The 14654-nt window shown below is 47.9% G+C and carries 11 protein-coding genes; 4 read left to right on the forward strand and 7 right to left on the reverse strand.

The window, feature by feature from the left end:
* Nucleotides 1-16 precede the first annotated feature (16 nt).
* The 4 genes from H608_RS0108070 to H608_RS0108085 all read left to right on the forward strand — a co-directional run bounded on the left by H608_RS0108070 (nucleotide 17) and on the right by H608_RS0108085 (nucleotide 5273).
* Complete coding sequence (locus H608_RS0108070; protein ID WP_028787232.1) at nucleotides 17-1810, forward strand: RagB/SusD family nutrient uptake outer membrane protein; 1794 nt, start codon at nucleotides 17-19, stop codon at nucleotides 1808-1810.
* Nucleotides 1811-1926: 116 nt separating this feature from the next.
* Nucleotides 1927-3357 (forward strand): pectate lyase family protein, encoded by a 1431-nt coding sequence (locus tag H608_RS21685; protein ID WP_211227046.1) that lies wholly within the window; start codon nucleotides 1927-1929, stop codon nucleotides 3355-3357.
* Nucleotides 3358-3368: 11 nt separating this feature from the next.
* Nucleotides 3369-4343, forward strand: coding sequence for a pectinesterase family protein (locus H608_RS0108080; protein WP_028787233.1), 975 nt, complete (start codon nucleotides 3369-3371; stop codon nucleotides 4341-4343).
* 6 nt (nucleotides 4344-4349) lie between these two features.
* Nucleotides 4350-5273 (forward strand): alpha/beta hydrolase, encoded by a 924-nt coding sequence (locus tag H608_RS0108085; RefSeq protein WP_028787234.1) that lies wholly within the window; start codon nucleotides 4350-4352, stop codon nucleotides 5271-5273.
* 23 nt (nucleotides 5274-5296) lie between these two features.
* Here H608_RS0108085 and H608_RS0108090 read toward each other — a convergent pair whose 3' ends face one another.
* The 7 genes from H608_RS0108090 to H608_RS0108120 form a co-directional block, all read right to left on the reverse strand.
* Entirely contained in the window at nucleotides 5297-5740 is a 444-nt protein-coding gene (locus tag H608_RS0108090) for a hypothetical protein (RefSeq protein ID WP_028787235.1), read from the reverse strand.
* A gap of 2 nt (nucleotides 5741-5742) precedes the next feature.
* Nucleotides 5743-6234, reverse strand: a complete 492-nt coding sequence (locus H608_RS0108095; RefSeq protein ID WP_162142855.1) for a type II toxin-antitoxin system antitoxin SocA domain-containing protein — start codon at nucleotides 6232-6234, stop codon at nucleotides 5743-5745.
* Nucleotides 6235-6478: 244 nt separating this feature from the next.
* Nucleotides 6479-7564: an endo-1,4-beta-xylanase gene (locus tag H608_RS0108100; protein WP_038007766.1), complete on the reverse strand. Its 1086-nt coding sequence runs from the start codon at nucleotides 7562-7564 to the stop codon at nucleotides 6479-6481.
* A 3-nt stretch (nucleotides 7565-7567) separates the two neighbouring features.
* Entirely contained in the window at nucleotides 7568-10096 is a 2529-nt protein-coding gene (locus tag H608_RS21690) for a glycosyl hydrolase 115 family protein (RefSeq protein WP_038007769.1), read from the reverse strand.
* 1 nt (nucleotide 10097) lies between these two features.
* A complete protein-coding gene (locus H608_RS0108110) occupies nucleotides 10098-11759 on the reverse strand; it encodes a glycoside hydrolase family 43 protein (RefSeq protein ID WP_028787238.1) in 1662 nt (553 codons plus the stop codon).
* Between the two features lie 59 nt (nucleotides 11760-11818).
* Nucleotides 11819-13147: a xylose isomerase gene (xylA, locus tag H608_RS0108115; RefSeq protein WP_028787239.1), complete on the reverse strand. Its 1329-nt coding sequence runs from the start codon at nucleotides 13145-13147 to the stop codon at nucleotides 11819-11821.
* Nucleotides 13148-13158: 11 nt separating this feature from the next.
* Entirely contained in the window at nucleotides 13159-14652 is a 1494-nt protein-coding gene (locus tag H608_RS0108120) for a xylulokinase (protein WP_028787240.1), read from the reverse strand.
* Nucleotides 14653-14654: the final 2 nt, after the last annotated feature.

Here is a 14654-nt window from a genome sequence, read left to right on the forward strand (position 1 = left end):
GTAAATGCCTGCTCAAATGAAAAGAAGCGCATCTTATATACTCGGTATTGTAGCAATAGCGGCCGTAACACTCGGCTCCTGCAAAAAATACCTCGAAGTAGAACCTATTTCTTCCTTCGGTCCTGAATTTGTTTTTGATAATGCGATCAATGCCGAAAAGGCGGTGCTCGGGGCGTATGCGCCAATGACCGGTGACCAGGGTTATGGTATCCGTCTGAGTATGTATTATACTTATGATGATGACCTGATGATGGGACAAGGCGGCACGCCTTATCCCGACAACGAACGCCGCGACATCGCGCATTACAATGTAAACGCCAACAATACACAGCTTGCCGGTCCTTTTAACCAATTATGGTTAGGAGTGGAGCGTGCCAACCTCTGTATCTATTATATTCCGCGCATGCCGGAATATACCGGTGGCACTACCGCTCAGCAGGCAAAGCTGAAATGGCTGCACGGGGAAGCGCTGACGCTTCGTGCACAATATTATCTTGAACTGATCCGCAACTGGGGCGATCTCCCTGCTCAATTGGAACCTTCCTTTACACAAACCGATCTTTACAAAGGAAAAACAGATCGCGATTCCATTTATGAAGTGCTGTTGAAAGATCTGCAACTCGCCGCCACACTTGTTCCCTGGCGTACCCAGGCAAGTGCCAGCAGCGAACGCATTACGCAGGGTGCTGTCCGTGCATTGCGTGCGCGCATTGCTTTGTATCGCGCGGGCTATTCACTGCGCAGATCTCCGGTGCAGATGGTGCGTGGTTCCGACCCCAACACCTATTACCAGATAGCGAAAGACGAGTGTAATACGATCATGCAACAAACCGCAGATCACAAGCTGAACACCAACTTCCGCTCCGTATTCAAAGATTATATCTGCGGCCATGCCATTGAACCCAACGGCGAGATCCTGTGGGAAGTGGCAATGGGCGGCGGCACCAGTGCGCTGGGTGACAGCAAACTGGGCTATTACAATGGTCCGCGTGGTAATGGTACGGGCCTGGGTAACTCAGCATTGACCGTATTGCCCAGTTATTTCTACATGTTTGACAGCACCGATCTTCGCCGTGATGTGATGTGTGTGCCTTATAACGTGACGAATGCAGGCGGCACACTCGGATCTTTCCGCACACTGCAGACAATGGTGGATGGTAAATTCCGCCGCGATTGGATTGCGCCGAATGTAAATGCATCCGCTGCACAATATTTTGGACTCAACTGGCCGGTAATTCGTATGTCGGATGTAATGCTGATGTATGCAGAGGCCGACAATGAACTGGGTAACGGACCTTCGCCTGCAGCGTATAACGCCATCAACCAGGTCCGTCGCCGTGGTCGTGGCAAGCCTTTGGCAACGGCAGATCCAACCATTGACCTGGCCGGTTTGAATAAGGCCCAGTTTTTTGATTCATTGGTAAAAGAGCGCGCACTCGAGCTGGGTGGTGAAGGCATCCGTAAGTATGACCTGATCCGCTGGAACCTGCTGGGTACAAAACTGGCAGCCACCAAAGCGCAATTACAGGTGATGGCTGCGCGCAGTGCGGCACCGTGGAATACCTATCCCACTACCATGTACTTCCTGAATAATTCCACCACGCTGACCTACGCGGGTTCCTATTACAAACCCAACGTAACACCGGCCCCGTCCGGATACAGCAGTGTGGCCTGGCTGGGTACAGCGATCAATACAACGATCACTACTTATTATGCCGCAGGTTTTACGGCAAATAAAAGCGAGCTGTTGCCGATCCCGCAGGCAAGCATCGATGCCAACAGGAATTTGAAACAGGATTATGGGTATTAATTCAAAAGTCAAAAGTTAAAATTCAAAACAGCCATCACGGCCCTTCGAGAACCTCAGGGACCATGATGGCTGTTTAACTTAACACTTATAACTTACTACTCAATACTTACCGCCCTATGCCTTACACCTTTCACCTTCTGAAAAAGACCTTGCTGCTTCTTTCATGCGCGGCCATGCTCAACGCTTGTGCGCAACAAAAGCAGGCAGTAGTGGTCAAAGACGACCGTCCTGTTGCTTTTCCCGGTGCAGAAGGTTTTGGAAAATATACCACGGGCGGCCGCGGTGGCAAAGTATACAAGGTGACCAACCTGGATGACAGCGGACCCGGAAGCTTCCGCGAAGCAGTATCTGCCAAAGAACCGCGCATAGTCGTGTTTGCTGTTTCGGGTACCATTCATCTGCAATCCAAACTGATCATTCGCGGTAATATCACGATTGCCGGTCAATCGGCTCCCGGCGATGGTATCTGCCTGGCCGATTATCCTGTGACGATGAATGGTGATAACATCATCATCCGTTATCTGCGTTTCCGCATGGGCGATCGGTACCAGAACAAGGGAATGGTTGATGGTGCGGGCAGCGATGATGCATTTGGCGGCAGCCGCAACAAACAGGTGATCATCGATCATTGCAGCATGAGCTGGAGCACGGATGAAGTATGCAGTATCTATGGCGGCGATAGCACTACGTTGCAATGGAACATCATTTCCGAACCGCTGAACTATTCTTATCATTTTGAAAAAGGGGATACCGATTTCGAGAAACATGGTTATGGTGGCATCTGGGGTGGTGCTCATTTATCGGCGCATCATAATCTTTTCGCACATTGTACCAGCCGCAATCCGCGTTTCAATGGTGTGAGGTTGGGTGCGGATCGTGAACTCGTGGATTTCAGGAACAATGTGATCTATAACTGGGGACACAACAGTGCGTATGGCGGCGAAAGAGGTGAATACAACATTGTCAATAACTATTATAAGCCCGGTCCGGCTACGGGCAAAAATGTGCGGCACCGCATTGTGAATCCAACCATCGAAGCGCCGGGTGCCGGCCAGTTTTTTGTGGAAGGAAATTATGTTTGGGGACGTCCCGACGTAACAACGGATAATCGGTTGGGAGTGCATGCCGGCAAGAATACCGATGCCGATCTCGCTATGGTGACTGCAAAAAATCCGTTTGAAGTAGTGAACCTCCCACGCGTATCAGCGGAGAAAGCTTATAAAGCAGTACTGCTCAATGCAGGTGCCAGCTATAAACGTGATACACTCGATCAGCGTATCATTGGTGAGGTAGAGAAAGGAACGGGTCGCATTATCGACGTGCAGGGCGGTTATCCGCACGGTACGCCTTATGAAGCCACGGTAGCCGCATGGCCGGCATTGAAAACATTGCCTGCGCCTGTTGATAAAGACGGGGATGGCATACCCGATGAATGGGAAATAAGAAATGGACTGAACCCCCATGATGCATCGGACGCTGCTTTATTTTCCCTGAATAAGCAGTATACCAATATTGAGGTTTATCTTAACAGCCTCGTATCCGAATAATCAGAAAGCCTATGCGGTCCCTGTTTGCATCTTTGTTATTGCTGATAAGTTCGCTCGTATTTGCGCAGCAGAATTATCCATCGAAACTCACCGTAGCCACAGATGGCTCCGGCGATTACCGCACCATCCAGGAAGCGATCAATGCTTTCCGCGCTTACTCGCCGGTTGCTTTGCAATTGCATATCCGCAATGGTGTGTATAAGGAAAAACTGATCATCCCTTCCTGGGTTACCAATCTTACAATTACCGGTGAGAATCCTGACAGCACCATCATTACCAATGATGATTATTCGGGAAAATTCAAATCAAAAGATACAGTCGCAGATAAATCGAAGTACAGTACTTTCTCTTCTTACACGATGTGGGTGCAGGGAAATGACATCACGATCAAAGATCTTACCATCCGCAACACAGCCGGCCGCGTGGGTCAGGCTGTTGCCCTGCATGTGGATGGAGACCGCGTAACGGTTAATAATTGCCGGTTATTTGGCAACCAGGACACCTTGCTGACGGCGAACGACAGTTCGAGACAATATTATATCGGCTGCATCATTGAAGGTACTACCGATTTTATTTTCGGTCCGGCTACGGTTGTTTTTGAAAACTGTATTATCCGCAGTCTGAGCAATTCCTATATCACCGCAGCATCGACGCCGGCATGGAAACAGTTTGGTTATGTATTTCTGAATTGCAAGCTTACTGCCAATGATGAAGCCAAACAAGTTTATCTCGGCCGTCCCTGGCGTGCTTATGCGCGCACAGTTTTTATTGGTTGTGAAATGGGCGCGCATATCCGCGCAGAAGGTTGGGAAAACTGGCGCAATCCTGAAAACGAAAAGACCGCTTTTTATGCCGAATACAAGAACTCCGGTCCCGGTGCTGCTACTGCAGGCCGTGTAGCCTGGAGTCATCAGTTGACAAAGAAGCAGGCGGCCGCTTACACTACCGGTCGTATATTCGGTGACTGGAAGCCTTCAAAAAACTGATAGCACATGAAAGTCCGTCTGTTTGTTTTGCTGCTGATTCTTTGTCAGCAGGTCCTTGCGCAGGAATTTATTCCCTTATGGCCCGATGGCCGCAAACCCAACTTCAACGGGAAACCAGTTACGGATTCCATCTTCAACGAACGTATTGTGCGTGTGGGAACGCCGGGTATTTATTGTTTTCCCGTTGCACAGGCAGAGAACACCGGCACCGCCGTGCTGATCTGTCCCGGTGGCGGTTACGCGCGTCTCTCGCATATTTACAACGGATTTAACCTGGCGAAATGGTACAACACCCAGGGCATTGCTGCTTTTGTATTGATCTACCGGCTGCCGCACCAGACCGATCTGGTGAACCGCGAGCTGGCTCCTTTGCAGGATGCACAACGCGCCATGAAACTGCTTCGCTCACAAGCGGATAAATGGAAGCTTATACCCGGGCGTACCGGCGTAATGGGCACTTCTGCGGGCGGACACCTCGCTGCGCAACTGGCCAATGCCACAGAAGATGTTTCGAAGATCAAAGATGCGCTTGATACCGTCAATTATCGTCCCGACTTTGCCGTGTTATTGTCACCTGTTATTTCTTTAGGTGAATACGCACATGTTGGCAGCAGGAATAATCTGTTGGGAAATAATGCATCGCCTGCATTGGTCAAAAAATATTCATTGGAAAATGGTGTAACGTCCCGCAATCCCGCCACCTTCATCGTCCATGCGAGCAATGACAGCACCGTTCGTGTGCAGAACAGTCTTTTCTATTATACTTCATTATTACAACAACATGTACCCGCGAGTTATCATGTGTTTCCGCAGGGTGCGCATTCTATCCGGCTGGTGGAGAATCCCGGGTCCGTTGATCAATGGACGAACCTGTTATCGGTATGGCTGAAGGAGATGAAATTCCTGGTGCCGCTGCCTTTTAAGGGTTGAATGATGACGTGAGAAATTTTAAATCAACTAAGTAATCGTTTTATTTTGCGTTTAGTACTTGCACTGTTTTTGATACAATTAGTTATTCTCTCAAACTCATCATCATTTAATGTTCCTTTTATTTCATAATCTATTCCTTCTATTCGATAAACTTCTTCAAATATTTCGACGTCATAATCTTCAACCTGATTTCCGTATATAAACGTAGGTAAATCGAAGAAAAAACCATTGTCACAAATTACTCTTCCCGGCTCAAAAGTGTAACAGTTAAACACCCTATCATCTTGATTTATGCAACCATGTAATACATTAATTAAAGTGGGCGCATTATTAACACGTGTGGGTAGCGAAGCGACAATAGTTTTGCCATCGATTATTCTCAGAACAATAAAGTACTTCGGTTTAGCAGTGTTGCCATTTTTAAAATAGAAAGTTGGGAAGTAAATGATATGACCTGCTGTGAACACATTTATTTTTTTAGCTGCTTTGAAAATTCTAATGTTTCCTTCATCTCTTCAAAGCGTTCTCTCAAATATTTATCGTGTTCAAAAAGAATTGAAAAATCTATATTGATTTCGGTGCTATTCTTTAATTCATTTTCCAGAAGCTCCAAGACTCCGTTTTTTATAGCAGATTTACGCCAAAGGGAATTTAAACCATGGGTTTGTTTTACCAAGGCAGAGGCACTTTTATCCTTTACAAAATCGGATACATATTCAAGAATTTGAATATCGTTGTCACTGAACTCATCGTCACAAAACTCTTTCAATGCTTTAAAGGAAGCCGGATTATTTTCATCTCTTGTAATAAATTCAGCAAGCAAAGAAGGAGACTGTTCAGATAAGTCTATGAAAATGTCCTTTGCGACAGGACCGTGCTTCCACAGTTGAAAATCTATGCCAAAAAAAGGGAACCCGTATTTCTTTATCGCGGCCTCTTCCAGAAGAAAAAGTGTTTTCAAGATTTTTGTTTTGTTCAAATCTGAAAACTTTTTTGACAGATAAATAATTGTATTGCCGATCTTATTGATCTGATCTTGCGTAAATGCGGTATCGTTTGAGAAGTAAAACATTCGATGCAAATATACTAAATAGTTTAGTAGTAGAACGGTTTTCTAACGATTTTATTGTAGTGGAATTACCGACGAAAGTTAGTGATTCGATCTTATATTAACAAAGACTTATATCTGCTAAGGCTATTCGCGTTCACTTTCTGAATCCCGCCACTTCTCCATATACCGCCTTCCGTTTCAACGTCGTATCAAACAACAACGGATAATCCTTTCTGTTTTTTACCGGAAAATCGTCCAGCCAGCTATGGCGATCGGAAATATTCCAGAACGTAACGCTGGTGAGTTGCTTGCCCATTCCCCTGAATTGACGAAAGGCTTGTGTATATAAGTCTCGTTGTTTTTGTTCACGTTCAGTGCTAAACCGCGTATCATTGTCTTCCTGTTTTCGATCGCGGGCATTGTGTTCTTTCGGATAAACGGATACGTCGAGTTCAGTTATCTGTAGAGGCAAACCGAGACTGCCTAACTCCTGTAATGTTTGCTGCAACTGTGTGTTGTCGGGTTCATTCACGGCCCAATGCGCCTGCAGACCGATGCCGTGGATGGGTATGCCTTTGTCCAGTAAACCTTTTACCAGGCGATGAATCTTTTTGCGCTTAACAGGACTTATCTCGTTGTAATCATTGTAAAAAAGCAATGCTTTCGGATCGGCTGCATGTGCATATTCAAAAGCTTTTTCGATATACTCTTCACCGCAGATCTGGTAAAACAAAGAGGGGCGCAGGTATTCATCGGGTTTATCAGAAATGGCTTCGTTTACCACATCCCAGGCGTAGATAGTGCCTTTGTAGCGATTGACAACGGTGGTGATATGTTCTTTCAATCGCGCCAGCAATACTTCTTTCGAAACAGTTTTTCCTTTTTCATCAATAAAAAACCAATCGGGTGCCTGGTTGTGCCAGCATAATGTGTGTCCGCGGAGTTTCAGGTGGTGTTCACGGGCAAAGGCCGCGATCTTGTCTGCTTCGGTCCAGTAATAGCGGTCGGGTGCAGGATGAATCGGTCCCATCTTCATGGCATTCTCCGGTGTAAGGCTGTTGAACTCACGAAGGATGAGTGCACGCTCATCAGCACGTTCAAGTGCGGCAGAAGAAACGGCCACACCGACGGGAAAATAGGAACGGTAATAATCCTTTAATCCTTTGTCTTCGGTTACAGCCGTTGGTTTTGGCGCGCACGCGGTTAACCATAACAGGGATATGACTACTATTTTTTTCATGGCTTAATTTTTATTTGCCGGATCACCGATACTGGTTGCAGGAGGACCGAGATAACTTTCCTGCAAGGGACTAAATGATACTACCATTTTTTGAAGCACCAACCCCATCTGCGGAGAAATATAAATAACATGAAGTCCGGGCGTGGAAATATGATGCCGGCTTTCCACGACGATCTTGTTTTCCGCTACCCATTTTCCCCATGTCCTTGTATCCTGATCATCAGCGTTCACGGATATTCTTTGTGTCTGCTCCTTATCGAGCGAAACATCATACGTTAAACCTTCTGTTGTATGATAGAGATTAAGCGTTGGTGAAAAGAAAGCCTGTAACGTGATGCGCCCGGTATCGTACACGTAGATTTCATATTCCAGCGCAGGTGCTCTGTCTCCCTCCATTGCAGGCGTTCGCATTACGCCGGCGCCGGTCAGTCCGATACCAGGAATCGTTATCCATATCTTTTCATCAACCTTATTGGTATAACCATCTGCCGGAATGGAAACATAACCGTTTCGTTCATAAGAACCTTTAGTCGTTTTAGCCGGTACGAGATCAAGCGCCGTACGCAACTGGCTGGCAGAATCTTGCGGATAGAAAACTGCTTCGTTGTCGGTTAAATAAGTAAGGGCAGGCATTGTATTACGTTCGGGTTGTTGCCATCCGGTATAGCCGATATGCGTCTGGCTCATCATGTGCGCCCATTTGCCATTCCGCAGTTGATGATAAAGTTGTGTGATCAGCGAGTCCTTTTTATAATGTTCTTCTGCCTTTTTTGCCCAGGCATTCGTAGTGTTGAGTTTTTGCCGGGCGGCAAAACGGTTATTGGCGACGGCGTAGTAGAGATGGTGGAGATTTCCGAAGGCAAGCACCGGATGTAGTACCAATTGGAAATAAGCATCCCTGGCAGAATCGGGCAGTAGGTTTTGCAGTTGCTGCGCATCTTTTGTCAACGCATCCCATTCCACTATCACGCGGTCCCATTCTCCATAATTGGTTAAAGAATAAGTTTCAGGGGATAACAGTTCCGGTTTGCGGCGGCTGCTCAATTGACTGTAGCGCCACAACACATCACCAATGTCAGCAGATAATGTATTGCCAAATTGTGCGGCAGCCCATTGCTCCACGTATTTTTTAACGCCATCTGCTTTTATGTTACCTGGTTGCCAGGCGTAATCAAGGAAAAAGGATACGGGTAATTCCATCGGTTTGATGTCACCGACATTCACGATCCATATTTTATCTACGCCGTGGATTTTCGTTAGATGCAACTGCTCCCATACGCGGGCAAGATTATTGGTGTTGATCCATTTATAATTTCTGGGACCGCCTACATAATCGAAGTGATAATAGAGGCCGTAACCGCCTTTGCGTTTCACCATATCCAAGGTTGGCAGCCTCCGTACATTTCCCCAGTTGTCGTCACAAAGCAAAAGCGTGACGTCGTCGGGCACGCGCATTCCTTTATCATAATAGTCCTGTACTTCTTTGTACAAAGCCCAGAGTTGCGGAGTGGCCTCGGGTTCTTTGCCGGTTACGTCGCTGATGAGTTGACGTTGATCGGTAACGATCTGTTCTAAAAGCGCGGTTGCCGTTTCGCGGCTCATGGGTTTGTCGCCGTCACCGCGCATTCCCAGCGTTACGATCTTTTCATTTTTCGCCCGTTGCATACCCTGCTTCCAGAACTCTTTCAGCGCAGCGGCGTTGGTATTATAATCCCAATCTCCCTTTCCATAACGACGCCATTCGTCGTGTGCACGCATGAGTGGCTCATGATGGGATGTGCCGATTACAATGGCGTAATCATCGGCGGTTTTTGCATTGAGAGAATCATCATCGTAAAAAGCACTGCCCCACATCGCCGGCCACAGATAATTGGCTTTGAGCCGTAACATGAGCTCAAATACTTTTTCATAAAATTTATGGTTGAAGCCGCCGAACTGCATACGGCTCCAGTTGCTCAAGGCGGGCGCTTCGTCATTGATAAAAATGCCTCTGTACTGAACGGCCGGCGCTTCCGTTTGCCGCGCATCCGGTTTTATGGAAAGGCTGGGACGCGATACAACCGGTACATCGGCCCACCAATACCAAGGAGATACGCCCAATTGTTTGCTTAATTCAAAAACACCGAAAGTCACGCCGCGCCGGTCATTGCCGGCGATCAGCAATGTTTGTTTGCCGGCATAAAAAGAAGAAGCGGAAGATTGAAGCGAGAAGGCTTCCCATTTCCCCAGAATAGCAGCGGTGTTGAATTTTCCTTTTTTGATCAATTCACTGTTCTCCGGCGTACCGATCACAATCAAATCGCAGGGCTCTTTGGGCAAACTGTGCACGATTTGAAGTTTTGCACCGGTTACTTTATAAATATCTTCCCGGAGCAATTGTGCAGCCTGCTGTACCACTTTTGCTTCACGAGTGTCGGTATACAAAATTGCTTTCGCCAATGAAAATCCGTTTCGGCCTGTGGTGTCAACGATTTGCGCAGAAATCTCCGTTGCTATTAATAAAATGAAACAGGCAAGCAATCCTTTTTTCATGTCAATAGGTTTTATCGCGGCTTGTGCAGGTAAATTGTTTGAACACGGCGGTGTTTTGGGAAGGCACGCCGCTGGAAGTGGCATACATCGCGTACAGGCAGCCCGTAAATCCTCCGGCAGTTTTGGTACTGAGATATTTCGCGTCGATATTATCGGCCAGCAGTTGCCAGCGTTTGCCGTCCATCGAAAAGTAGAACGCATAGGTATGCTGCCGGGCTTCGATTTTCAGATAACAATTTGTTGCTTTAGGTAAAAGCGTAACGCCCGTGAGCAGCGTATCCGTTTCGCCACCTTTGTAGAGCCCGATAAATGGCTGATTGTTTTGCTTTGTTACTCCCAGAAAGTAATAATGCTTTTCATTCTGAAAAACCAGCAGGCCGGCTTTCTGATTTTCTTTTGTGGTATGGAATTGCAGTTGCACCGAAGCATCACCGTTGAGATGCGGTTGCCGGAACCCGATGAAAGAAGGATTGCTTTTACCACCACAGGTTTCAGGACGCAGTTTCACCGCAAGCGCACCCTTTCCGGAGGAATACCATTTCTCCGAAGGAGTACGCAGAAAAACATAGCGCTTGTTCAAAACGGTATCACGAAAGCGGTCAGTGAATGTAAAGTTGTTGTTGAATTGTGCTTTTGTTTTTTTACCATTAACATTGATTGGGTAACGGTACTTTACCGTTTCCCCTGCAGGTATCATGGCCGGCCAGCCGTTGTTCCATGTTACCGGTGCCATAAAGGTTTCACGACCTGTATTGTAATGATCGCCTTCATAAGGACGGCAGGCCAGGAACACGGCCCACCATTCGCCAGACGGCGTTTCTACAAAATCCGCATGGCCGGTGGTCGTAACCGGATTTGGCCGCGCAGGATCGAGATCGCGTTGTGTCATGATAGGATTGCTTTCAAACGAAGCATAAGGTCCGGCGACACTTTTGCTGCGGAAGATCACCGATGAATGATTGTAACCGGTACCACCCTCGGCACAAAGCAGGTAATAATATCCGTCTTTTTGATAAATGTGTGGCCCTTCGATCCATACGGGGTGACGGCTGGTATCCGTGCCGCCATTGATGAGAATCGTTTCCTTGTCACTCACTTCATAGGTTGCCGCATTCCATTCGCGCATACGGATGGTACGATGGCCATTCCACAATGATTTGTTGTCTGGCGGAATGCTGTTGTAAACAATATAGGATTTTCCATTGTCGTCGAAGAAGATCGAAGGATCTATACCGTCTACTTTGGGTAAGGGAACGGGATTGCTCCATGGTCCGCGCGGATCGGTTGCCGTTACCACAAAATTTCCGAGCTTATCAATCAAGGTGCATACCACATAAAATTTTCCGTTGTGGTAATGGATGGAAGGTGCAAACAAACCCCTTGATACACCGGCACCATCAAGTGGCAGTTGTTCAGGCCTGTCGAGCACATGACCGATCTGTTCCCAGTTTAAAAGATCGCGGCTGTGGAAAATGGGAAGCCCCGGAAAATAAGCAAAGGAGGAGTTGATCAGGTAATAATCATCACCCGCCCTGCAGATCGATGGATCGGGATAAAATCCGGCGAGCACAGGATTGCGCAGTAGACCACGCTGACTATACAAGGTGCCGGACAGGCATAGGAGGGCGAGAAGAAAGAATGTCTTTCCTTTTGGCAAGCGCATAGGAGCTGATTATGGAGTTAAAAAAAGCCGGCGGCCGCTATGAAACAGCCACCGGTTTATCAGAGATACCAGTTCAGTATGTTCTCGAGATATTCCTGTCTGCCGCTGATGGTAGCAGGTTCACCGTTTTTCACCGCGTAGTCTCTCAGATCGGCCAGGCTGAGTTTGCCTTCCTCAAATTCTTTTCCTTTACCGTTGTCAAAACTACTATAACGGGCCTTCCGCAATTTGCTGTAATCTGAATCAGTAAGCACACGATCTGCTATTACCAGCGCACGCGCAAATGCATCCATACCGCCGATATGCGCATGAAAAATATCTTCCGCGTCGGTGGAGTTGCGGCGGATTTTCGCATCGAAGTTGATGCCACCACCGCCAAAACCTCCGGCTTCCAGTATCACCAGCATGGCTTCGGTGAGTTCGGGTACGTTATTGGGAAACTGGTCCGTGTCCCATCCATTCTGATAGTCGCCGCGATTGGCATCGATGCTGCCGAGCACGCCCGCATCTACGGCTGTCTGCAATTCATGCGAGAAGGTATGTCCGGCAAGTGTGGCATGGTTTACTTCAATATTCAATTTGAAATCACCGAGCAGATCAAACTGGCGGAGAAAACCGATGACGGTTTCGCTGTCGTAATCGTATTGATGTTTGGAGGGTTCACAAGGTTTCGGCTCAATGAAGAACGTTCCTTTGAATCCGTTTTGCCGTGCGTAATCGCGCGCCGTCTGTAAAAATCTGGCGAGGTGTTCTTTCTCGCGTTTCATGTTGGTGTTGAGGAGGCTCATGTAACCTTCGCGTCCGCCCCAGAAGACGTAATTCTCTCCATCGAGCGCGATCGTTGCATCGAGCGCGGCTTTTACCTGTGCAGCTCCATGTGTTAATACATGAAAGTCGGGGTTGGTAGCGGCGCCATTCATGTAACGTCTATGCGAAAAGAGATTGGCGGTTCCCCATAATAATTTTACACCCGATGTATTTTGTTTTTCACGGGCGTAAGCCGTGATCGCCGCCATTCTTTTTTCGTTCTCTTCAATATCATCGGTGTGGTCAACGATGTCTACGTCATGAAAGCAATAATAGGGAAGGCTGAGTTTGGTAAAGAATTCAAAGGCGGCATCCATTTTATCTTTGGCGCGTTGCAGCGGATCGCTGGCATTATCCCAGGGGAAAATATGCGTGGCGCCGCCAAAAGGGTCGCCGCCGTTGCCGCAGAAAGAATGCCAGTAGGCGCCTGCAAAACGCAACCAGTCTTTCATCGTTTTTCCGCCAACCACCTGTTCAGGATTGTACCAGCGGAAGGCAAGCGGATTGCGGCTTTCAGGTCCTTCATAGCCAATGACACCAATGGTTTTAAAATAATTTTTTTGTGCTGTCAGGGTCTGCATGTCTTTTTGTTTCAGGGAACAAGTGATTGCTCCGGTGAGAAAATAAGTTGATCGAGTGTGTGTTTCCAGTTTTCGTACAATTCACTGTAAGGCGAATGTTTATCAGGTGTGGTCACCTTTACTGCTGTTGTGCCGGATGTTGCATCGGCGGAGATCAGTCCCGCTCCGATGGCGGCACCTCTCGCGGCACCTGCGCTTCCATCACCGGCGTATTGTTCCACCGGTACACCGGTAACGTTCACGAATATGTCGGTGAATACCGGGCTGAGAAACATATTGCTGTGCGAAACGCGGATCACTCCGGGATGAATATTGTTCTCGCGCATAATGTCGAGTCCATACCGGAAAGCATAAGCAATACCTTCCTGCGCTGCGCGGAACAGGTGTGCCGGTTGATGTACGTTCAGGTCGAGGTGACGGAGCTGTGCGCCAACGATGCGGTTCTCCAGCATGCGTTCGGCTCCGTTGCCAAAAGGAATGATCTGCAGTCCTTCGCTGCCGGGGCGAACGGAAGCGGCGAGGTTGTTTAGTTCGTCGTATGATTTATCGTTCGCGATATTCTGCCGTATCCAGCGGTTCATGCTTCCGCAGCCGTTGATATTTAACAACACACCGATCCTGTTTTGCGAAGCGGTATGGTTCACGTGAGCAAAGCTGTTGATCCGTGAGGCGCGGTCGGCGGCGAGATGATCGGTAACGGCATAGATCACACCGGAGGTGCCGGCCGTAGCCGCCACTTCACCGGGATGAAGCACGTTCAATGCAAGCGCATTGTTGGGCTGGTCACCGGCTTTGTAGCTTACGGGAATACCGGCTTTGAGACCGAACGATTCCGCAATATCTTTTTTCAACACTCCGTGCGTACTGAATACATCACGGACTTCGGGAAGGAAAGAAGCCTCAAAGTCAAAATAAGAGAGCAGTTTCGCAGAGATCTCATTTTGTTTGAAGTCCCAGAAGATCCCTTCGCTTAATGCCGAAGGAGTGGTGGTGAGTTCACCGGTCAGTTGCAGGGCAATGAAATCACCCGGCAGCATGATCTTATGTATGCGGCGATAAATATCCGGTTCATTTTGTTTCACCCAGGCCAGTTTGCTGGCAGTAAAATTTCCGGGCGAGTTCAGCAGGTTTTCGTCGCAGTAGTCGCCAAGCTCCTGTGCTGCCTGTCTGCCGATTTCCACCGCGCGGCTATCGCACCAGATGATGCTGTTGCGAAGTACCTGGTTTTGCTCATCGATCAATACAAGACCGTGCATCTGGTAAGAAAGACCGATGGCGGCAATATCAGCCGGATTGAACAATGATGATTTCGTCAGGAGTTGAATCGCGGCTTGTACATCATTCCACCATTGCAAAGGCGATTGTTCGGCAAAGCCCGGTTGCGGACTAAGGATTGGCGTTTCGGTATCGGGGTATTGCGCCGATGCAACAATACGTCCGGATGCCGCTTCGATCACCGAAGCCTTGATGGAAGAAGTGCCGATATCTATACCCAGAACAAACATAT

The sequence above is a fragment of the Terrimonas ferruginea DSM 30193 genome, from assembly GCF_000425585.1.
Lineage (GTDB): Bacteria > Bacteroidota > Bacteroidia > Chitinophagales > Chitinophagaceae > Terrimonas > Terrimonas ferruginea.